Source organism: Streptomyces sp. ISL-36, assembly GCF_018614205.1.
Lineage (GTDB): Bacteria > Actinomycetota > Actinomycetes > Streptomycetales > Streptomycetaceae > Streptomyces.
Genome location: NZ_JAGGOS010000138.1, coordinates 11,894 through 32,598, shown reverse-complemented (window position 1 = coordinate 32,598; position 20,705 = coordinate 11,894). Strand labels below are relative to the sequence as shown.

The window sequence follows — 20,705 nt, the reverse complement described above, 5'->3', positions numbered from 1 at the left end:
TCACCATGGGCGCCTTCCCGCCACCCCCGGTATGTTCGTGATCAGCTGATACGACCAGGAGTGGGCGCTTTGTCCCGAACAGTGATCGACCGCGACGCGAACGGCGAGCAGCCGCCACCCGAAGACGATCATGCCTTCTTCGGCCGGACGCAAGCGCTCCGCGGAGTCCGCCCCCGCCCCCGACGCCCCGCGCCGGCCCACGAGGTGTCCGAACCATGAAGATCCGTACCGAGTTCCCGTACGAGACCGTCCACGAGGACATCCGCATCCCGATGGCGGACGGCACCCGGCTGTACGCCCGGGTCTGGCGGCCGGTCACCGACGTCCCCGTCCCCGCTCTCCTGGAGTACCTGCCGGACCGCCTCACCGACGGGACCGCACCCCGCGACCGGCAGCGCCACCCCTGGTACGCCGGCCACGGCTACACCTCCGTACGCGTCGACGCCCGCGGGCACGGCAACAGCGAGGGCCTGCCGGGAGACGTCTGCGACGCGACGGAGCCGGCCGACGGCGTGGCGGTGGTGGACTGGCTCGCCGAGCAGCCCTGGTGCACCGGCGCGGTGGGCATGTTCGGCCTCGGCCGGGGCGGCTTCGACGCGCTCCGGATCGCCGCGCTCGCCCCCGAGCCGCTGAAGGCGATCGTCACCGTCTGCTCGACCGACGACCGCTACGACAACGACGTCCACTACCGGGGCGGCTCCGTCCTCGCCGTGGACATGCACGCCTGGGCCGCGACCCTGCTCGCCCGCGTCTCGCGCCCGCCGGACCCCCGGTACGTGGGGGACGAGTGGCTCGCGATGTGGCTGCGGCGCCTGGAGGCGGTGGAACCCTGCGTCCACACCTGGCTGGCCCACCAGACCCGCGACGACTACTGGCGGCACGGCAGCGTCCGCGAGGACTACGGCGCCGTCCGGGCGGCCGTCCTGGCCGTGGGCGGCTGGCACGACCCGTACCGGGACACCGTCCTGCGGCTCGTCGAACACCTTCCCCCGGACCGGGTCCGCGGGATCATCGGGCCCTGGTCGCACCAGTACCCGGACCACGGGCTGGCGCCGGGGCCGGCGATCGGCTTCCTCCAGGAGACGCTCAGATGGTGGGACTTCCATCTCAAGGGCGCGGACAACGACGTGATGGCCGCGCCGCTGCTGCGCTCCTGGATCAGCGCGTCCCACCCGCCCGCCACCGTGTACGACGAGCTGCCGGGCCGCTGGGTCGCCGACCCCGCCTGGCCCTCCCCGCACGTCACCCCGGTGAGGTACGCCTTCCAGGGCGACCCGGTCCTGGTCGACTCCCCGCAGCGGACCGGCCTGGACGCCGGGCGTTTCCGCCCCGTCGGCAACGACGCCGACCTGCCGCCCGACCAGCGTGACGAGGACGCCCACTCGGCCTGCTTCGACTTCGTGGTCCCCGAGGACGGCCCGCCCATCGAGATCCTGGGCCGGCCCCGGGTGAGCCTCTCGCTGCGCGCCGCGGCCCCCACCGGCCAGGCGATCGCCCGCCTCTGCGACGTCGCTCCGGACGGCTCCTCCACGCTCGTCACCGGCGGGGCGCTCAACCTCTCCGCCCGCCACGGCCCGGACCGGGCGGTGGAGGCCCGGGTCGGCGAGAGCGAGGACGTCGTCTTCGAACTGAACGGCATCGGCCACGCCTTCCCGCCCGGCCACCGCGTCCGTCTCGCGGTCTCCTCCGCGTACTGGCCCTGGATCTGGCCCCGGCCGGACACGGGGGGCTTCACCCTCGACCCGGCGGCCTCGCACCTGACCCTCCCGGTCCGCCGCCCCACGCGGGACGCGGTCCAGTGGCAGGAGCCGGAACAGTCGGAGCCGCTCGGCGTGAGCCACCCCGCGACGCTGGAGGAGCCCCGCCCGGAGCGGCTGGTGGTGCGCGACGTGGCCAAGGGCGAGTGGCGCCTCGAGGTCGACCCCCGCTACGGCGGTACGCGGGTCCATCCGGACGGACTGGAACGCACCGAGGAGGCCCTGGAGACGTACACGATCACGGAGGACGATCCCCTGTCGGCCCGTACCCGCTCCGACTGGTCGATCCGGCTGCACCGGCCGGAGATGGCGTGGGACGTCAGGATCGACACACGTTCGGAAATCGCCTGCGAGGCGGACGCATTCGTCACGTCGAACGAGGTGGTGTGCAAGGACGGCGAAGAAGTCGTCTTCCACCGGACGTGGGAAAAGCGAATTCCGCGTACGGCGGGGTGAACAGAAAGGGGCCCGCACCCTTTCGGGTGCGGGCCCTTTGCCAAGGGTTACCCGTCGGCGTCGGCCCTGCGGCGGCGGGCGACGACCATCGCACCGGCACCGAGGACGAGAGCCGCGCCACCCGCGAGGGCGATCTGCGGCACGGCGTCGCTGGAACCGGTGGCGGCCAGCACACCGTGGGTGGTGGTGTTGGTCACCGGGGTGGTGGTGTGGGTGCCCCCGGGCTTGCCCGTGGCGTCGTCGACCTTGCCCGGGTCGCTGCCCTTGGCCAGGATGTCGAACTCGTACTCGGTCAGGTCCGGCGTGCCGCCGCAGGACTCGTCCTCGTTCCAGAAGTCGCCCGCGACGAAGGTGACGCCCTGGCCGGCCGGCGTGTCCGCGTCCACCTTCAGACGGAGCTTGACGTCGACGGAGGACTTGGCCTTCAGGGCGCCGACGAACAGCTCCTCGGCGACGGGAACGTCCACCCACTCGGGGTTCGCGGCCGTGGACCACTCCAGGTCCAGGTACCTGTCGAGGGGCTTGAGCCCCTTCTCGTCGAAGGCGTGGACGGCGGCGAAGACGTACGCCTCGTCCATCTGCCGGTCGGTGCCGTTGGTGAGGCGCAGCGTGAAGTCGACGGTCGTACCGGCCACGACCTTCTCGGGCAGACCCTGCACGACGGAGGTGAACGCGGGCTCCGGGGCGCAGTCCTCGTGAGGCGGCTCCTCACCGGGCTCCTCACCCGGCTCCTCGGCCTCCTTCTCGGCGTCGGCGAGCGCCTTCTTGGCGGCGTCGAGGGCCGTCTTGGCCTCCTCCTTGGCCGTCAGGGCTTCGCCGGTCTTCCTCAGGAGTGCGACGCGCTCGTTCTCCACGGCCTTGTTCGCGCCGGCGAGGTTCCCGTCGGCGGTCGTCTTGGCGGTGGCGGCGGCCTCGGCCTTCCTCTTCGCCTCGTCGAGGGCCGTCTGCGCGGCGGCCTTCTCCTCGTCGGTGGTGGCGCCGTCCAGCTTGGCCTGGGCGTCCACCACGGCCTGGTCGGCCGCCGTCTTCTCTCCATCGGCCGTCGCCGCGGCCGTCTTCGCCGCGGCGAGAGCCACCTGGAGCGGGTGGTCGGGCTTGTCGAGGGCGTCGATGGCCTTCTGGGAGTCGTCGTACGCGACCACGGCCGCGTCGTACGCGTTCTGCGCGGCGGCGACGGCGAGCTTCAGCTGCTCGATCGTCGGCTTCTGCTTCTGCTCCTGCGTCTGCGCGGGAGCCGGCTTGGTGTCCGCGAAGGCGGGCGCGGCCGAGAGGAGAACGACGGGCGTGGTCACGGCGGCGGCCACGGCGGTCGCGAGAATGCGGCGGATCTTCAAGTCTGACCCTTTTTCTGGTCGTGGAAAGAAGAAAAGAAAGGGGTTCGCGCCTGCGGGGACTTCACGCGGCACGACGCTCACGCGATCGTATGACCCGAATAACCCCGCGGAATAGCCCTATTGGAACGCCGGCTCAGCCACAGGGACCTCACAGGAGGCATAAAGCAACCGAACATGGACAGTTGTGCACATGGGGCCCACTTTTTGTGTGACCCATGTCATCCGCGCCCCGCGCCCCGACCCGTAACGTGTCCCCCACACCCGTGGAAAGCGAGGCAAGCACCGATGCCCGAGCAGTCCCCGCTCGACCTGGCCGAGGGCGATCCCTTCGGCCCGCACAACCTTCCGTACGGCGTCTTCTCCACCGCCGACGAGCCCGACCGGCGGAGGGTCGGCGTCCGCATCGGCGGTCATGTCCTCGACGCGGGGGCCGCGGCGCACGCCCTCGGCTCCCCCTACGCCGCGCTGCTCGCGCAGCCCAGCCTCAACGCGCTGCTCGCCGCCGGCCGCACCGCCTGGCGCGACGTGCGCCGCGCGCTGACCGCCTGGGTGACGGTGCCCGCGCACCGGCCCGACATAGAGCCGCTGCTGCACCCGCTGGACTCCGTCACGCTGCATCTGCCGTACGAGGTCGCGGACTACGTCGACTTCTACGCGAGCGAGCACCACGCCACCAACGTGGGCCGGATCTTCCGCCCCGACGGCGACGCGCTCACCCCCAACTGGAAGCACCTGCCCATCGGTTACCACGGGCGCGCCGGCACGGTGGTCGTCTCCGGCACCGATGTCGTACGGCCCTCGGGCCAGCGCAAGGCGCCCACCGATCCCGCGCCGGTCTTCGGTCCGTCCGTCAAGCTCGACATCGAGGCGGAGGTCGGCTTCGTCGTCGGTACCCCCTCCACGCTCGGTACGCCGGTCCCGCTCGGCGACTTCCGCGAGCACGTCTTCGGTCTGACCCTGCTCAACGACTGGTCGGCCCGCGACATCCAGGCCTGGGAGTACGTGCCGCTCGGCCCGTTCCTCGGGAAGTCGTTCACGACCTCCGTCTCGGCCTGGGTCACCCCGCTGGAGGCCCTGGACGCCGCGCGCGTCGACCCGCCGACCCGGGACTTCGACCTGCTGCCGTACCTCGACGACTCCGCCGACGAGGAGCCCGGCGCCTTCGACCTGCGGATCACGGTCAAGATCAACGGCGAGGTGATCTCCGAGCCGCCGTTCGCCACCATGTACTGGACGGCCGCCCAGCAGCTCGCCCATATGACGGTCAACGGGGCGTCGCTCCGGACCGGTGACCTGTACGGCTCCGGCACGGTCTCCGGACCCGAGGTGCACCAGCGCGGCTCGCTTCTCGAACTGACCTGGAACGGCCGCGATCCGATTGAACTGCCCACCGGGAAGCGGACGTTCCTCGAGGACGGCGACGAGGTCACCCTGACCGCCTGGGCCCCGGGCCCGGACGGCACACGGGTCGCGCTCGGCGAGGTCACCGGACGGATCGTGGCCGCGCCGGGCGTCTGAGCGCGCGTCCCGAATGGGTCACCCGGCGTGCGGTGACCCATCGGGGCCGCCCATGCTGCTCACTGTGGGAACAGGGGAGAGCCCGCGCGAATCCGGCGCCCCGCTCAGGGGCGCGCGCATCCCGCCCCGAGGAGCAACGCGATGCCCGTACGAACCCGTCCTCTCATAGCCACGCTCGCCCTCGCCGCCGCCACGTCGCTGGCCCTGGTGACGGCTCCGGCCTCGGCCGCGAAAGGCGACGACTGGTCCCACCCGGACCTGGAGAAGGCTTACGACGCCACGGTGAAGTACAGGTCCGAGCAGGCCGCCCTGAACGACGGCTACATCCGGACGGACGAGTGCGTCGAGGACCCGAAGCTCGGCGGCATGGGCTATCACTACGTGAAGCCCGCACACGTCGGCTCCACCGACCCGGCCCAGCCCGCCGCCCTGCTCTACGAGGACGACCACAACGGCAGGCGGCAGCTGGTCGCGGTCGAGTACGTCGTCCTCGACACGGACCGGCCGCGCCCGCGGATGTTCGACCGGAACTTCGACGGGCCGGCTGTCCTCCCCGACCTGGGGAGCCACTACTCCCTGCACGCCTGGATCTTCAAGAAGAACCCGAGGGGCGTGTTCACGCCGTACAACCCGAGGGTGACGTGCGACTGCCCGCCGACGGAGGCGACGTCGTAGAGACGCGTCAGGGCCCGGCCCCGCTCGCGCGGCGGCCGGGCCCTGACGGCGGTCTCTACCTCACGAACACGCTCGCCTGGCCCGCCAGGTCCAGGAAGTACTGCGGCGCGAGACCGAGCACGAGAGTGACCGCGACGCCCGCCGTGATGGTGAGCGCCGTGAAGGCCGAGGGCACCGCGACCGTGGGGCCGTCCGCCTTCGGCTCGCTGAAGAACATCAGCACGATCACCCGGATGTAGAAGAACGCGGCGACCGCGGACGAGACGACACCGACGACGACCAGCGCACCCGCGCCGCCCTCCGCCGCCGCCTTGAAGACCGCGAACTTCCCGGAGAACCCGGAGGTCAGCGGGATACCGGCGAAGGCGAGCAGGAAGACCGCGAAGACCGCGGCCACGAGCGGCGAACGGCGGCCGAGACCGGCCCACTTCGACAGGTGTGTGGCCTCGCCGCCCGCGTCCCGTACCAGCGTGACCACGGCGAAGGCGCCGATCGTCACGAAGGAGTAGGCGGCCAGGTAGAACAGCACGGACGAGATGCCGGTCGGCGTGGCCGCGATGACACCGGCGAGCAGGAAGCCGGCGTGCGCGATGGAGGAGTACGCCAGGAGCCGCTTGATGTCGGTCTGGGTGATCGCGACGATCGCGCCGCCCAGCATGGTGACGATGGCGACGCCCCACATGACCGGCCGCCAGTCCCAGGTGAGGCCCGGCAGCACCACGTACAGCAGGCGCAGCAGCGCGCCGAACGCGGCGACCTTCGTGGCGGCGGCCATGAAGCCGGTGACGGGGGTCGGCGCACCCTGGTAGACGTCCGGGGTCCACATGTGGAACGGCACGGCGCCGACCTTGAAGAGCAGTCCCATCAGGATCATCGCGAAGCCGATGAGCAGCAGGACGTCGTTGCCCATGGTCTGGGCGAGCGCCGGGTCGACGGCGACGACCGAGCCGTCGACGACGTCGGCGATGGTGGCGTACGAGACGGAGCCCGCGTAGCCGTAGAGCAGGGCGATGCCGAAGAGCAGGAACGCCGAGGAGAAGGCGCCGAGGAGGAAGTACTTGACCGCGGCCTCCTGCGACATCAGCCGCTTGCGGCGGGCGACGGCGCAGAGCAGGTAGAGCGGGAGGGAGAAGACCTCCAGGGCGATGAAGAGCGTCAGGAGGTCGTTGGCGGCGGGGAAGACCAGCATGCCGGCGATGGCGAACAGCGCCAGCGGAAACACCTCGGTGGTGGTGAACCCGGCCTTGATCGCGGCCCTTTCCTGTTCGCTGCCGGGGACGGCCGCGGCCTCGGCGGCGAAGGAGTCGACCCGGTGGCCGTGGTGGGCCGGGTCGAGCCTGCGCTCGGCGAAGGTGAAGACGGCGACGATCGAGGCCAGCAGGATGGTGCCCTGCAGGAAGAGCGCCGGGCCGTCGACGGCGATGGCGCCCATGGCCGCGATGTGGGCCTTGGTGGAGCCGTAGCCGCCGGCCGCGAGGCCCACGATGGCGGCGAAGGCGACGACGAGCGCCAGGACGGTGAGGAACACCTGGCTGTAGTAGCGGCCCTTGCGGGGCACGAAGGCCTCGACGAGGACGCTGAGGACCGCGGCGCCGACCACGATGAGGACGGGTGAGAGCTGGACGTACTCGATGTGGGGCGCCGGGATCTTGGTCAACGGCTCGGCAGCCGTCGTCCACAGGCTGTGGACAGCTGGCGCGACGGCAGATGCGCTCACTTGGCCGCCTCCACTTCAGGTGCGGGGTCCTTCTGCTGGACGTCGGACATGGTGTGCGTGACGGCCGGGTTGACGATGTCCGTCAGCGGCTTCGGGAACACCCCGAGGAAGATCAGCAGGGCGATCAGCGGTGCGACGACGGCCAGTTCCCGCGCCCGCAGGTCCGGCATCGTCCGCACCTCCTCCTTCACCGGGCCCGTCATCGTCCGCTGGTACAGGACGAGGGTGTAGAGCGCGGCGAGCACGATGCCCGTGGTGGCGATGATGCCGGCCACCGGGTACCGGGCGAACGTGCCGACCAGGACCAGGAATTCACTCACGAAGGGCGCGAGGCCCGGCAGCGAGAGGGTGGCCAGACCGCCGATCAGGAAGGTGCCGGCGAGCACCGGGGCGACCTTCTGCACGCCGCCGTAGTCGGCGATGAGCCGCGAGCCGCGCCGGGAGATCAGGAAGCCGGCCACCAGCATCAGCGCGGCCGTCGAGATCCCGTGGTTGACCATGTAGAGCGTGGCACCGCTCTGGCCCTGGCTGGTCATCGCGAAGATGCCCATGATGATGAAGCCGAAGTGCGAGATCGAGGCATAGGCGACCAGGCGCTTGATGTCCCGCTGCCCGACGGCGAGCAGCGCGCCGTAGACGATGCTGATCAGGGCGAGGGTGATGATCACCGGGGTCGCCCACTTCGAGGCCTCAGGGAAGAGCTGGAGGCAGAAGCGGAGCATCGCGAAGGTGCCGACCTTGTCGACCACCGCGGTGATGAGGACGGCGACCGGGGCGGTCGCCTCCCCCATCGCGTTCGGCAGCCAGGTGTGCAGCGGCCACAGCGGCGCCTTCACCGCGAAGGCGAAGAAGAAACCGAGGAAGAGCAGCCGCTCGGTGTCGGTCGCCATCTTCAGCTGCCCGCTCGCCCGCGCCTCGGCGATCTCGGTGAGCGAGAAGTTCCCGGCGACGACGTACAGGCCGATGACGGCGGCCAGCATGATCAGCCCGCCGACCAGGTTGTAGAGCAGGAACTTGACCGCCGCGTAGGAGCGCTGGGCGGCCGCGTTCTCGTCGGAGCCCGTGTGGGCCCGGTCGCCGAAGCCGCCGATGAGGAAGTACATCGGGATGAGCATGGCTTCGAACAGGATGTAGAAGAGGAAGACGTCGGTGGCCTCGAAGGAGAGGATCACCATCGCCTCGACCGCCAGGATCAGGGCGAAGAAGCCCTGCGTCGGCCGCCAGCGCGACGACTTCGTCTCCAGGGGGTCGGCGTCGTGCCAGCCCGCCAGGACGATGAAGGGGATCAGCAGCGCGGTGAGCGCGATGAGCGCCACCCCGATGCCGTCCACGCCCAGCTCGTAGCGGACCCCGAAGTCCTTGATCCAGGAGTGGGATTCGACGAGCTGGTAGCGGTCGCCGCCGGGCTCGAAGCGGACGAGCACGACCGCGGCCAGCACGAGCGTGACGAGCGAGACCAGCAGCGCCAGCCACTTGGCGGCGGTGCGGCGGGCGGCGGGGACGGCGGCGGTGAGGATCGCTCCGACCGCCGGTACCGCCGCCGTCGCCGTCAGGAGCGGGAAGCCCGCGTTCACTACTTGCGACATCGGTTACACCGCCCTCATCAGCAGGGTCGCGGCGATCAGCACCGCAGTACCTCCGAACATGGAGACCGCATACGAGCGGGCGTAGCCGTTCTGCAGCTTGCGCAGCCGGCCGGACAGGCCGCCGACCGAGGCCGCGGTGCCGTTGACCACCCCGTCGACGAGGGTGTGGTCGACGTACACCAGCGAGCGGGTGAGGTGCTCGCCGCCGCGGACGAGGACGATGTGGTTGAAGTCGTCCTGGAGCAGATCGCGGCGGGCGGCCCGGGTGAGCAGCGAGCCGCGCGGTGCGGTGACCGGGACGGGCCTGCGTCCGTACTGCAGATAGGCGACCGTGACGCCGATGACCATGACGGCGACGGTGGCGGAGGTGATGGCTCCGGCGCTGATCGGCGGGTGCCCGTGCTCGAACTTCGTCACGGGCTCCAGCCACTGCACGAAGCGGTCGCCGATGCCGAAGAAGCCGCCGGCGAAGACGGACCCGAAGGCCAGCAGGATCATCGGGATCGTCATGGACTTCGGGGACTCGTGCGGGTGCGGCATCTCGCCGGCCCTGCCCTCGGCGGCCGGTTCGGCGCTGGGCACCGCGTCCGCGTCCGGGGCCGGCTGCCAGCGCTTCTCACCGAAGAACGTCATGATCATCACGCGGGTCATGTAGTACGCGGTGATGGCCGCGCCCAGCAGGGCGACGCCGCCGAGGATCCACCCCTCGGTGCCGCCCTTGGCGAAGGCGGCCTCGATGATCTTGTCCTTGGAGAAGAAGCCGGAGAGGCCCGGGAAGCCGATGATGGCGAGGTAGCCGAGGCCGAAGGTGGCGAAGGTGATCGGCATGTACTTCCGCAGCCCGCCGTACTTCCTCATGTCGACCTCGTCGTTCATGCCGTGCATGACCGAACCGGCGCCGAGGAAGAGCCCGGCCTTGAAGAAGCCGTGCGTCACCAGGTGCATGATCGCGAAGGCGTAACCGATGGGGCCGAGGCCCGCCGCCATGATCATGTAGCCGATCTGCGACATCGTCGAGCCGGCCAGCGCCTTCTTGATGTCGTCCTTGGCGCAACCGACGATCGCACCGAAGAGGAGCGTGACCGCGCCGACCACGGTGACCGCGAGCTGCGCGTCCGGGGCGGCGTTGAAGATGTCGGCGGAGCGGACGATCAGATAGACGCCCGCGGTGACCATCGTGGCCGCGTGGATCAGGGCCGAGACCGGGGTCGGGCCCTCCATCGCGTCCCCGAGCCAGGACTGCAGCGGCACCTGGGCCGACTTGCCGCAGGCGGCGAGCAGCAGCATCAGCCCGATCGCCGTCATCATGCCCTCGCTGCTCTCACCGGTGGACGAGAGCACCGGCCCGAAGGCGAAGGTCCCGAAGGTGGTGAACATCAGCATGATCGCGATCGACAGACCCATGTCGCCGACCCGGTTGACCAGGAAGGCCTTCTTCGCGGCGGTGGCCGCGGTGGGCTTGTGCTGCCAGAAGCCGATCAGGAGGTACGAGGCGAGACCGACGCCCTCCCAGCCGAAGTACAGCAGCAGGTAGTTGTCGGCGAGGACGAGCAGGAGCATCGCCGCGAGGAAGAGGTTCAGGTAGCCGAAGAAGCGGCGGCGGCGCTCGTCGTGCTCCATGTACCCGATCGAGTACACGTGGATGAGCGTGCCGACACCGGTGATCAGCAGCACGAACGTCATCGACAGCTGGTCGAGCTGGAAGGCGATGTCCGCCTGGAAGCCCTCGACCGGGACCCAGCTGAACAGCCGCTGGTGCAGCGCCCGGTCCTCGGCACCCTTGCCCAGCATGTCGGCGAAGAGGACGGCGCCGACGACGAAGGAGGCGGCCGCGAGCAGCGTGCCGAGCCAGTGCCCGGTCTTGTCGAGCCGCCGCCCGCCGCACAGCAGCACGGCCGCTCCGAGCAGGGGTGCCGCGACGAGCAGCGCAATCAGGTTATCCACGGTTCAGCCCCTCACAGCTTCATCAGGCTGGCGTCGTCGACCGAGGCCGAGTGGCGGGAACGGAACAGCGACACGATGATCGCGAGCCCGACCACGACCTCCGCGGCGGCCACGACCATCGTGAAGAAGGCGATGATCTGGCCGTCGAGATTGCCGTGCATCCGGGAGAAGGCGACGAACGCGAGGTTGCAGGCGTTGAGCATCAGCTCGACGCACATGAAGACCACGATCGCGTTGCGCCGGATCAGCACCCCGGCCGCGCCGATGGTGAACAACAGGGCGGCGAGATAGAGATAGTTGACGGGATTCACCGGGTGGCCTCCTCTTCGTCCCGGTCCCGGCCGAGCCGCTCCTCGGAGCTCTGCTCAAGGGCCTTGAGGTCGGCCAGCGCCTCGGTGGACACGTCACGGATCTGGCCGCGCTTGCGCAGGGTCTGCATCACGGTCAGCTCGGCGGGCGTGCCGTCGGGCAGCAGACCGGCGATGTCCACCGCGTTGTGCCGGGCGTAGACGCCGGGCGCGGGCAGCGGCGGTACGTGCTTGCCTTCGCGGACCCGCTGTTCGGAGAGCTCGCGCTGGGTGCGGGCCTTCTCGGTGCGCTCCCGGTGGGTGAGCACCATCGCGCCGACGGCCGCGGTGATGAGCAGCGCGCCGGTGATCTCGAAGGCGAAGACGTACTTGGTGAAGATGAGGGCGGCGAGGCCCTCGACATTGCCGCCGTACGCCGCGTTGGCCGCGCCGAGGCCGTTGAACTCCGTCAGGGAGGCGCGGCCGATCCCGGCGACGAGCAGGACGCCGAAGCCGAGGCCGCAGACCGCGGCCCACCAGCGCTGCCCCTTGATGGTCTCCTTCAGCGAGTCCGCGGCCGTGACACCGACCAGCATGACGACGAAGAGGAAGAGCATCATGATCGCGCCGGTGTAGACGACGATCTGGACGATGCCGAGGAAGTACGCGCCGTTGGCGAGGTAGAAGACCGCCAGGACGATCATGGTGGCGGCGAGGCAGAGGGCGCTGTGGACGGCCTTCTTCATCAGGACCGTGCACAGCGCGCCGACGACGGCGACGGTGCCGAGGACCCAGAACTGGAAGGCCTCGCCGGACGAGGTGGTGTACGCCGCGAGAGTCGTCGCGGCGAGGTCGGCGCTCATGCGTCCACCTCTTCCGGCTCGCCCTTCTCCCCCTTGGACGTGGCGACCTGCCGGACCGTGCCGGGGGCGGCCTCGGTGACGAGACCCCGGTAGTAGTCCTGCTCGTCCATGCCCGGGTAGATGGCGTGCGGCGTGTCGACCATGCCCTCCTCCAGGCCCGCGAGGAGCTGCTCCTTGGTGTAGATCAGGTTCTCGCGGGAGGAGTCGGCCAGTTCGAACTCGTTGGTCATCGTCAGCGCCCGCGTCGGGCAGGCCTCGATGCACAGCCCGCACAGGATGCAGCGGGCGTAGTTGATCTGGTAGACCACGCCGTACCGCTCGCCCGGGGAGTAGCGCTCCTCGTCGGTGTTGTCCGCGCCCTCCACGTAGATGGCGTCCGCGGGGCAGGCCCAGGCGCACAGCTCGCAGCCGACGCACTTCTCGAGACCGTCGGGGTGACGGTTGAGCTGGTGCCGGCCATGGAAGCGCGGCGCCGTCGTCTTCTGCTGCTCCGGGTACTGCTCGGTCAACCGCTTCTTGAACATGGCCTTGAAGGTCACGCCGAAGCCGGCCACCGGATTCTGGAAATCAGACACCGTCCGTCTCCTTTCCATCACTCTCAGTAGCAGTATCGGCGGCGCCACTGACAACGAGGTCCCGGTCGTGCCGGGGCCGTCGCCGTGGCACCGGCGGCAGGGACTGTCCGGGCAGCGGCGGTACGGGGAACCCGCCGGCCATCGGGTCGAACGGGGCCTCGGGCCCGGCCTGTTCCGCCGCGCCCTTCGCCTTCTTGTCGCGGAACATGTCCGCGATGAAGGAGAGGAGCAGCACGGCTAGGACCGCCCCGGCGACATAGAGCACGATCGTCTGGAAGTCGTAGTTCGCGTTCCGCAGCGCGCGGACGGTGGCGACCAGCATCAGCCAGACCACCGAGACCGGGATGAGGACCTTCCAGCCGAGCTTCATCAGCTGGTCGTAGCGGACGCGGGGCAGCGTGCCGCGCAGCCAGATGAAGAAGAAGAGCAGCAGCTGCACCTTGAGGACGAACCAGAGCATCGGCCACCAGCCGTGGTTCGCGCCCTCCCAGAACGTGGAGATCGGGTACGGGGCCCGCCAGCCGCCGAGGAACAGCGTCACCGACACGGCCGAGACCGTCACCATGTTCACGTACTCGGCGAGCATGAACATCGCGAACTTGATGGAGGAGTACTCGGTGTTGAAGCCGCCGACCAGGTCGCCCTCGGACTCCGGCATGTCGAACGGGGCGCGGTTGGTCTCGCCGACCATCGTGACCACGTAGATGATGAAGGAGACCGGCAGCAGGATGATGAACCAGCGGTCCGCCTGCGCCTCCACGATCGCCGAGGTCGACATCGACCCGGAGTACAGGAAGACGGAGGCGAACGCGGCGCCCATGGCGATCTCGTACGAGATCATCTGCGCGCAGGACCGCAGCCCGCCCAGGAGCGGGTACGTCGAGCCGGAGGACCAGCCGGCGAGCACGATGCCGTAGATACCGACGGACGCGATGGCCAGGACGTACAGCATGGCGATCGGCAGGTCGGTCAGCTGCATCGTGGTGCGGTGGCCGAAGATCGAGACCTCGTTGCCGGCCGGGCCGAAGGGGATCACGGCGATCGCCATGAACGCCGGGGCCGCGGCGATGATCGGCGCGAGGATGTAGACGACCTTGTCGGCGCGCTTGACGACGACGTCCTCCTTCAGCATCAGCTTGATGCCGTCCGCGAGGGACTGGAGGAGACCCCAGGGGCCGTGCCGGTTGGGGCCGATGCGCAGCTGCATCCAGGCGACGACCTTGCGCTCCCACACGATGGAGAAGAGCACGGTGATCATCAGGAAGGCGAAGCAGAAGACGGCCTTGATCGCGACGAGCCACCAGGGGTCCGTGCCGAACATGGACAGGTCTTCAGCGGCGAGCAGCGTGGTCATGCCTGCACCTCCGTCGAAGCCGCGGGACCGATGCGGACCAGGTCGCCCGGGTGGGCGCCGGTGTCGGAGAGGACGCCGCCGCCGGTCGAGTTCAGCGGGAGCCAGACCACGCGGTCGGGCATCTCGGTGACCTGGAGCGGGAAGCGGACGGAGCCCGCCGGGCCGGTCACGGCGAGGACGTCGCCGTCCTTCACGCCCGTCTCGGCGGCGGTGGCGGCCGAGAGGTGCGCGAGGGCCGCGTGCCGGGTGCCGGCCAGGGCCGTGTCGCCCTCCTGCAGCCTGCCGAGGTCGAGCAGGAGCCGGTGTCCGGCGAGGACGGCCTCGCCCTCGGCGGGCCGCGGCGCGGGCTGCGCGGGCTCCACGGGCTCGGAGGCCCGCTCGCCGGTCCAGCCGCCGAGCCGGTCCATCTCCCGTCGTACCGCCTTCAGATCGGGCAGCGCCAGGTGGGCGTCGAGGGCGTCCGCGAGCATGTGGAGCACGCGGGCGTCCGCGGGCGCGAGGCGCCGGGTCATCTGCTCGGGCTTGAGCGCCGCCTCGAAGGGACGCGCCCTGCCCTCCCAGTTGAGGAAGGTGCCCGCCTTCTCGGCGACCGCGGCGACCGGGAGGACCACGTCGGCCCGCTCGGTGACCTCGCTCGGCCGCAGCTCCAGGGAGACGACGAAGGCCGCGTCGAGGGCCTCACGCGCGCGTGCCGGGTCCGGCAGGTCGCGGACCTCGACGCCGCCGACGAGCAGCGCGCCCAGTTCGCCGGTGGCGGCGGCCTCCACGATCTGGCCGGTGTCGCGGCCGTAGCCGTGCGGCAGTTCGCGTACGCCCCAGGCGGCCGCGACCTCCTCCCGCGCGCGCGGGTCGGTCGCCGGGCGGCCGCCGGGCAGCAGCGTGGGGATCGCGCCGGCTTCGAGCGCGCCGCGCTCGCCCGCCCGGCGCGGGATCCACACCAGTGTCGCTCCGGTCGCCGTCGCGGTCCGGACGGCCGCGGTCAGCCCGCCCGGCACGGCGGCGAGCCGCTCGCCGACCACGATGACCGCGCCGTCCTGCCGCAGCGCCTCGGCCGCGTCCGTGCCGGCCACGTCGAGGCCGACCCGTGAGGTGAGCGCGTCCAGCCACTCGGTCTCGGTGCCGGGAGCGGCCGGCAGCAGCGTGCCGCCCGCCTTCACCAGGCCCCGGGTGGCGTGCGAGGCGAGCGCGTAGGTCTTCTGGCCCTTCTTGCGCCACGCCTTGCGCAGCCGCAGGAAGACACCGGGCGCCTCCTCCTCGGACTCGAAGCCGACGAGCAGGACGGCCGGTGCGGCCTCCAGCGAGGTGTACGTGACCCCGCTGCCGTCCAGGTCCCGTCCGTGCCCGGCCACGGCGGAAGCCAGGAAGTCGGCCTCCTCACCGGAGTGGACGCGGGCCCGGAAGTCGACGTCGTTGGTGTGGAGGGCGACCCGGGCGAACTTGGCGTACGCGTAGGAGTCCTCGACGGTCAGCCGGCCGCCGGCCAGGACGCCGGTGCGGCCGCGGACCAGGCCGCGGGCGGCCACCTCCAGGGCCTCGGGCCAGGAGGCGGGTTCGAGGACCCCCTCCTCATTGCGTACGAGCGGCGTGGTGAACCGGTCGCGCTGCTGCGCGTACCGGAAGCCGAACCGGCCCTTGTCGCACACCCACTCCTCGTTGACCTCGGGGTCCTCGGCCGCGAGCCGCCGCATGACCTTGCCGCGCCGGTGGTCGGTGCGCGTGGCGCAGCCGCCGGCGCAGTGCTCGCAGACGCTCGGCGAGGACACCAGGTCGAAGGGGCGCGAGCGGAAGCGGTACGCCGCCGAGGTGAGCGCGCCGACCGGGCAGATCTGGATGGTGTTGCCGGAGAAGTACGACTCGAAGGGGTCGCCCTCGCCGGTGCCGACCTGCTGGAGCGCGCCGCGCTCGATCAGCTCGATCATCGGGTCGCCGGCGACCTGGTTGGAGAAGCGGGTGCAGCGCGCGCACAGCACGCACCGCTCGCGGTCGAGCAGCACCTGGGTGGAGATCGGCACCGGCTTCTCGTAGGTCCGCTTCTGTCCGTCGAAGCGGGACTCGGCCCGGCCGTGGGACATCGCCTGGTTCTGCAGCGGGCACTCGCCGCCCTTGTCGCAGACCGGGCAGTCCAGCGGGTGGTTGATGAGCAGCAGCTCCATCACGCCGTGCTGGGCCTTCTCAGCGACCGGACTGGTCAGCTGCGACTTCACCACCATGCCGTCGGTGCAGGTGATGGTGCAGGAGGCCATCGGCTTGCGCTGGCCCTCGACCTCGACGATGCACTGGCGGCAGGCGCCGGCCGGGTCGAGGAGCGGGTGGTCGCAGAAGCGGGGGATCTCGATGCCGAGCTGTTCGGCGGCGCGGATGACCAGGGTCCCCTTGGGGACGGAGATCTCTGCGCCGTCGATGGTCAGCGTGACGAGGTCCTCGGGCGGCGGTACCGCCGCGCTGCCGCCGCCGGCGGACGTGGTCGCGGGGACGGTCATGCGGTCACCTCCTTGTGGTTGTCCGCCCAGGCGGTCGACTTGGCCGGGTCGAAGGGGCAGCCCCGGCCGGTGATGTGCTGCTCGTACTCCTCGCGGAAGTACTTCAGCGAGGAGAAGATCGGGGAGGCGGCGCCGTCGCCGAGCGCGCAGAACGACTTGCCGTTGATGTTGTCGGCGATGTCGTTCAGCTTGTCGAGGTCCGACATCGTGCCCTTGCCCGCCTCGATGTCGCGGAGCAACTGCACCAGCCAGTAGGTGCCCTCACGGCACGGGGTGCACTTGCCGCAGGACTCGTGGGCGTAGAACTCGGTCCACCGGGTCACGGCCCGCACCACGCAGGTGGTCTCGTCGAAGCACTGGAGCGCCTTGGTGCCGAGCATGGAGCCGGCCGCGCCGACGCCCTCGTAGTCCAGGGGCACGTCGAGGTGCTCGTCGGTGAACATCGGGGTGGAGGAGCCGCCGGGGGTCCAGAACTTCAGCCGGTGGCCGCGCCGCATGCCGCCGCTCATGTCGAGGAGCTGGCGCAGGGTGATCCCGAGCGGGGCCTCGTACTGGCCGGGCGAGGCGACGTGCCCGCTCAGCGAGTACAGCGTGAAGCCCGGGGACTTCTCGCTGCCCATCGACTTGAACCAGTCCTTGCCCCGGTTGAGGATCGCGGGAACGGAGGCGATGGACTCGACGTTGTTCACCACGGTGGGGCAGGCGTACAGACCGGCGACCGCGGGGAAGGGGGGCCGCAGCCGGGGCTGTCCGCGCCGTCCTTCGAGCGAGTCGAGCAGGGCGGTCTCCTCGCCGCAGATGTACGCTCCGGCGCCCGCGTGCACGGTGAGTTCGAGGTCGAGTCCGCTGCCGAGGATGTTCTCGCCGAGGTAGCCGGCCTCGTAGGCCTCGCGGACGGCCTCGTGGAGCCGGCGCAGGACGGGGACGACCTCGCCGCGCAGATAGATGAAGGCGTGGTTCGAGCGGATCGCGTAGCAGGCGATCACGATGCCCTCGATGAGGGAGTGCGGGTTGGCGAAGAGGAGCGGGATGTCCTTGCAGGTCCCCGGCTCGGACTCGTCGGCGTTGACGACGAGGTAGTGCGGCTTGCCGTCGCCCTGCGGGATGAACTGCCACTTCATCCCGGTGGGGAAGCCGGCGCCGCCCCTGCCGCGGAGGCCGGAGTCCTTGACGTACGCGATGAGGTCGTCGGGCGACATCGCGAGGGCCTTCCTCAGCCCTTCGTACCCCTCGTGCCTCCGGTAGGTGTCCAGCGTCCAGGAGTCGGGCTGGTCCCAGAACGCCGACAGGACCGGGGCGAGAAGCTTCTCGGGGCTGCTGTTGCTCAGCTCGGGTGCCAAGGTCATCACTCCCCCTCCCCACCGGCTGCTTCGCCGCGCGGGTGGCCGATCGTGTGGTGCGGGGTCTCGCCCTTGGCCAGCCGCAGCCCGACGAGCGAGGCCGGGCCGGCCCCCCCGGTGGCCTGGACGGCCCCCTCGCGCTCGTCGGGGAAGCCGGCCAGGATGCGGGCGGTCTCCTTGAAGGTGCACAGGGGGGCGCCGCGGGTCGGCTCGACGGGACGGCCCGCCCGCAGGTCGTCGACCATGTTCTTGGCGGACTCGGGCGTCTGGTTGTCGAAGAACTCCCAGTTGACCATCACCACGGGCGCGAAGTCGCAGGCCGCGTTGCACTCGATGTGCTCGAGCGTGATCTTGCCGTCGGGTGTCGTCCCCTCGTTGCCGACGCCGAGGTGCTGCTTCAGCTCCTCGAAGATGGCGTCGCCGCCCATCACGGCGCAGAGGGTGTTGGTGCACACGCCGACCTGGTAGTCGCCCGACGGCTTGCGGCGGTACATCGTGTAGAAGGTGGCCACCGCCGTGACCTCGGCGGTGGTCAGGCCGAGGAGCTCGGCGCAGAACTTCATGCCGGTACGCGTCACATGGCCCTCCTCCGACTGCACGAGGTGCAGCATCGGCAGGAGCGCGGAGCGGGACCCCGGGTAGCGGGCGATGATCTCCTTGGCGTCCGCCTCCAGCCGGGCGCGTACCTCGGCCGGGTAGTCGGGGGCGGGGAGCTGGGGCATCCCGAGACTGGTCTGTCCGTCCGTCATCGGTCGACGCCTCCCATCACGGGGTCGATGGACGCGACGGCGACGATGACGTCGGCGACCTGGCCGCCCTCGCACATCGCCGCCATGGCCTGCAGGTTGGTGAAGGACGGGTCGCGGAAGTGGACCCGGTAGGGGCGGGTGCCGCCGTCGCTGACGACGTGTGCGCCGAGCTCGCCCTTGGGGGACTCGACGGCCGCGTAGGCCTGTCCGGCCGGGACGCGGAATCCCTCGGTCACCAGCTTGAAGTGGTGGATCAGGGCCTCCATGGAGGTGCCCATGATCTTCTTGATGTGGTCGAGGGAGTTGCCGAGTCCGTCCGGGCCGAGCGCGAGCTGGGCGGGCCAGGCGATCTTCTTGTCCGCGACCATGACCGGGCCGGGCGCCAGCCGGTCCAGGCACTGTTCGACGATCCGCAGGGACTGCCGCATCTCCTCAAGGCGGATGAGGAAGCGCCCGTAGGAGTCGCAGCTGTCGGCGGTCGGGACGTCGAACTCGTAGTTCTCGTAGCCGCAGTACGGGTCGGTCTTGCGCAGGTCGTGCGGGAGGCCCGCCGCGCGCAGGATCGGTCCGGTGGCGCCCAGCGCCATGCAGCCGGCGAGGTCGAGGTAGCCGACGTCCTGCATCCGGGCCTTGAAGATGGGGTTGCCGGTGGCGAGCTTGTCGTACTCCGGCAGGTTCTTCTTCATGGTCTTCACGAACTCGCGCACGGCGTCGACCGCGCCGGGCGGGAGGTCCTGGGCGAGGCCGCCGGGGCGGATGAACGCGTGGTTCATGCGCAGGCCGGTGATCAGCTCGTACAGGTCCAGGATCATCTCGCGGTCCCGGAAGCCGTAGATCATGATCGTGGTCGCGCCCAGCTCCATACCGCCGGTGGCGATGCACACCAGGTGGGAGGAGAGCCGGTTGAGCTCCATGAGCAGGACGCGGACGACGCTCGCCCGGTCCGGGATCTGGTCGGTGATGCCGAGCAGCTTCTCGACGCCCAGGCAGTACGCCGTCTCGTTGTAGAACGAGGTGAGGTAGTCCATGCGCGTGACGAAGGTGGTGCCCTGCGTCCAGGTCCGGTACTCGAGGTTCTTCTCGATGCCGGTGTGGAGGTAGCCGATGCCGCAGCGGGCCTCAGTGACGGTCTCGCCGTCGATCTCCAGGATGAGCCGGAGCACGCCGTGCGTGGACGGGTGCTGGGGGCCCATGTTGACGATGATCCGCTCGTCGTCGGCCTTGGCGGCGGACTGGACGACCTCCTCCCAGTCGCCGCCGGTGACCGTGTAGACGGTCCCCTCGGTGGTCTCGCGCGCGCTTGCAGATGGGGTGGTCACGAGTACGACCTCCGCTGGTCCGGAGCCGGGATCTGGGCGCCCTTGTACTCGACGGGGATTCCGCCGAGGGGGTAGTCCTTGCGCTGCGGGAAGCCCTGCCAGTCGTCCGGCATCATGATCCGGGTGAGGGCGGGGTGGCCGTCGAAGACGATGCCGAAGAAGTCGTACGTCTCGCGCTCGTGCCAGTCGTTCGTCGGGTAGACCGCGACGAGGGACGGGATGTGCGGGTCGGCGTCGGGGGCGGCGACCTCCAGGCGGATCAGCCGGCCGTGGGTGAGCGAGCGCAGGTGGTACACGGCGTGCAGCTCGCGGCCCTTGTCGCCCGGGTAGTGGACGCCGGAGACGCCCGTACAGAGCTCGAAGCGCAGCGCTGGGTCGTCGCGCAGGGTGCGGGCGACCCGGACGAGGTGCTCGCGGGCGATGTGGAAGGTGAGCTCGCCGCGGTCGACGACCGTCTTCTCGATGGCGTTCTCGGGGAGGAGGCCCTGCTCGTCGAGGGCGCCTTCGAGCTCGTCGGCGACCTCGTCGAACCAGCCGCCGTAGGGGCGGACGGCCGGGCCGGGCAGCCGGACGGAGCGGACGAGTCCGCTGTAGCCGCTGGTGTCGGCGCCGCTCTGGGCACCGAACATCCCGCGCTGGACGCGGACCTCCTCACCGTGGTCCCCGCGCTGACCGGGCAGGTTCTGTTCGCTGAGGTCCTTGTCAGGATTGGGTGTCTCGTCACTCACTGCTGACCGTTCCCTTCTCCGCC

Annotated in this window: 16 protein-coding genes; 3 read left to right on the top strand and 13 right to left on the bottom strand. The window is 70.5% G+C overall.

Annotated elements, in window-relative coordinates; all coding sequences use genetic code 11:
- Positions 1-215: 215 nt before the first annotated feature.
- A complete protein-coding gene (locus J7E93_RS30835) occupies positions 216-2,213 on the top strand; it encodes a CocE/NonD family hydrolase (RefSeq protein ID WP_215073314.1) in 1,998 nt (665 codons plus the stop codon).
- Positions 2,214-2,260: 47 nt separating this feature from the next.
- Here J7E93_RS30835 and J7E93_RS30830 read toward each other — a convergent pair whose 3' ends face one another.
- Positions 2,261-3,547: a peptidase gene (locus tag J7E93_RS30830; RefSeq protein ID WP_215073313.1), complete on the bottom strand. Its 1,287-nt coding sequence runs from the start codon at positions 3,545-3,547 to the stop codon at positions 2,261-2,263.
- 285 nt (positions 3,548-3,832) lie between these two features.
- On the opposite strand from J7E93_RS30830, the gene fahA reads away from it, so the two are divergent.
- Both fahA and J7E93_RS30820 read left to right on the top strand, forming a co-directional pair.
- Positions 3,833-5,065, top strand: a complete 1,233-nt coding sequence (gene fahA, locus J7E93_RS30825; RefSeq protein ID WP_215073312.1) for a fumarylacetoacetase — start codon at positions 3,833-3,835, stop codon at positions 5,063-5,065.
- A 141-nt stretch (positions 5,066-5,206) separates the two neighbouring features.
- The gene (locus J7E93_RS30820; protein WP_215073311.1) at positions 5,207-5,740 is read left to right on the top strand and encodes a hypothetical protein; all 534 of its coding nucleotides are present in this window, start codon (positions 5,207-5,209) and stop codon (positions 5,738-5,740) included.
- A 55-nt stretch (positions 5,741-5,795) separates the two neighbouring features.
- Here the strand turns inward: J7E93_RS30820 and nuoN are convergent, their stop codons facing one another.
- The 12 genes from nuoN to J7E93_RS30760 are packed head-to-tail and all read right to left on the bottom strand — an operon-like array spanning position 5,796 to position 20,682.
- Positions 5,796-7,457: an NADH-quinone oxidoreductase subunit NuoN gene (gene nuoN, locus J7E93_RS30815; protein ID WP_215073310.1), complete on the bottom strand. Its 1,662-nt coding sequence runs from the start codon at positions 7,455-7,457 to the stop codon at positions 5,796-5,798.
- Complete coding sequence (locus J7E93_RS30810; protein ID WP_215073309.1) at positions 7,454-9,043, bottom strand: NADH-quinone oxidoreductase subunit M; 1,590 nt, start codon at positions 9,041-9,043, stop codon at positions 7,454-7,456. The genes nuoN and J7E93_RS30810 overlap by 4 nt, the downstream gene beginning before the upstream one ends.
- A gap of 3 nt (positions 9,044-9,046) precedes the next feature.
- Positions 9,047-10,987, bottom strand: coding sequence for an NADH-quinone oxidoreductase subunit L (nuoL, locus tag J7E93_RS30805; protein ID WP_215073308.1), 1,941 nt, complete (start codon positions 10,985-10,987; stop codon positions 9,047-9,049).
- Positions 10,988-10,998: 11 nt separating this feature from the next.
- Positions 10,999-11,298, bottom strand: a complete 300-nt coding sequence (gene nuoK, locus J7E93_RS30800; protein WP_069927518.1) for an NADH-quinone oxidoreductase subunit NuoK — start codon at positions 11,296-11,298, stop codon at positions 10,999-11,001.
- Positions 11,295-12,137 (bottom strand): NADH-quinone oxidoreductase subunit J, encoded by an 843-nt coding sequence (locus J7E93_RS30795; protein ID WP_215073307.1) that lies wholly within the window; start codon positions 12,135-12,137, stop codon positions 11,295-11,297. Before J7E93_RS30795 ends, nuoK begins: the two co-directional genes overlap by 4 nt.
- Positions 12,134-12,730 (bottom strand): NADH-quinone oxidoreductase subunit NuoI, encoded by a 597-nt coding sequence (gene nuoI / locus J7E93_RS30790; protein ID WP_215073306.1) that lies wholly within the window; start codon positions 12,728-12,730, stop codon positions 12,134-12,136. Before nuoI ends, J7E93_RS30795 begins: the two co-directional genes overlap by 4 nt.
- A complete protein-coding gene (gene nuoH / locus J7E93_RS30785) occupies positions 12,705-14,066 on the bottom strand; it encodes an NADH-quinone oxidoreductase subunit NuoH (protein ID WP_215073305.1) in 1,362 nt (453 codons plus the stop codon). The genes nuoI and nuoH overlap by 26 nt, the downstream gene beginning before the upstream one ends.
- Positions 14,063-16,546 (bottom strand): NADH-quinone oxidoreductase subunit G, encoded by a 2,484-nt coding sequence (locus J7E93_RS30780; protein ID WP_215073304.1) that lies wholly within the window; start codon positions 16,544-16,546, stop codon positions 14,063-14,065. Before J7E93_RS30780 ends, nuoH begins: the two co-directional genes overlap by 4 nt.
- A complete protein-coding gene (gene nuoF / locus J7E93_RS30775) occupies positions 16,543-17,892 on the bottom strand; it encodes an NADH-quinone oxidoreductase subunit NuoF (RefSeq protein ID WP_215073303.1) in 1,350 nt (449 codons plus the stop codon). Before nuoF ends, J7E93_RS30780 begins: the two co-directional genes overlap by 4 nt.
- Positions 17,892-18,635 carry an NADH-quinone oxidoreductase subunit NuoE gene (gene nuoE / locus J7E93_RS30770; RefSeq protein WP_215073302.1) on the bottom strand — a complete coding sequence of 248 codons (744 nt, stop codon included), beginning with the start codon at positions 18,633-18,635 and terminating at the stop codon, positions 17,892-17,894. The genes nuoF and nuoE overlap by 1 nt, the downstream gene beginning before the upstream one ends.
- Positions 18,632-19,954: an NADH-quinone oxidoreductase subunit D gene (locus J7E93_RS30765; protein ID WP_215073301.1), complete on the bottom strand. Its 1,323-nt coding sequence runs from the start codon at positions 19,952-19,954 to the stop codon at positions 18,632-18,634. Before J7E93_RS30765 ends, nuoE begins: the two co-directional genes overlap by 4 nt.
- Complete coding sequence (locus J7E93_RS30760; RefSeq protein ID WP_215073300.1) at positions 19,951-20,682, bottom strand: NADH-quinone oxidoreductase subunit C; 732 nt, start codon at positions 20,680-20,682, stop codon at positions 19,951-19,953. The genes J7E93_RS30765 and J7E93_RS30760 overlap by 4 nt, the downstream gene beginning before the upstream one ends.
- Positions 20,683-20,705 lie beyond the last annotated feature (23 nt).

Coding starts and splice junctions, on each gene's coding strand:
- J7E93_RS30835 (WP_215073314.1), top strand. CDS start 216: ATGAAGATCCGTACCGAGTTCCCGTACGAGACCGTCCACGAGGACATC.
- fahA (WP_215073312.1), top strand. CDS start 3,833: ATGCCCGAGCAGTCCCCGCTCGACCTGGCCGAGGGCGATCCCTTCGGC.
- J7E93_RS30820 (WP_215073311.1), top strand. CDS start 5,207: ATGCCCGTACGAACCCGTCCTCTCATAGCCACGCTCGCCCTCGCCGCC.
- J7E93_RS30810 (WP_215073309.1), bottom strand. CDS start 9,043: ATGTCGCAAGTAGTGAACGCGGGCTTCCCGCTCCTGACGGCGACGGCG.
- J7E93_RS30795 (WP_215073307.1), bottom strand. CDS start 12,137: ATGAGCGCCGACCTCGCCGCGACGACTCTCGCGGCGTACACCACCTCG.
- nuoI (WP_215073306.1), bottom strand. CDS start 12,730: ATGGAAAGGAGACGGACGGTGTCTGATTTCCAGAATCCGGTGGCCGGC.
- nuoH (WP_215073305.1), bottom strand. CDS start 14,066: ATGACCACGCTGCTCGCCGCTGAAGACCTGTCCATGTTCGGCACGGAC.
- J7E93_RS30780 (WP_215073304.1), bottom strand. CDS start 16,546: ATGACCGTCCCCGCGACCACGTCCGCCGGCGGCGGCAGCGCGGCGGTA.
- nuoF (WP_215073303.1), bottom strand. CDS start 17,892: ATGACCTTGGCACCCGAGCTGAGCAACAGCAGCCCCGAGAAGCTTCTC.
- nuoE (WP_215073302.1), bottom strand. CDS start 18,635: ATGACGGACGGACAGACCAGTCTCGGGATGCCCCAGCTCCCCGCCCCC.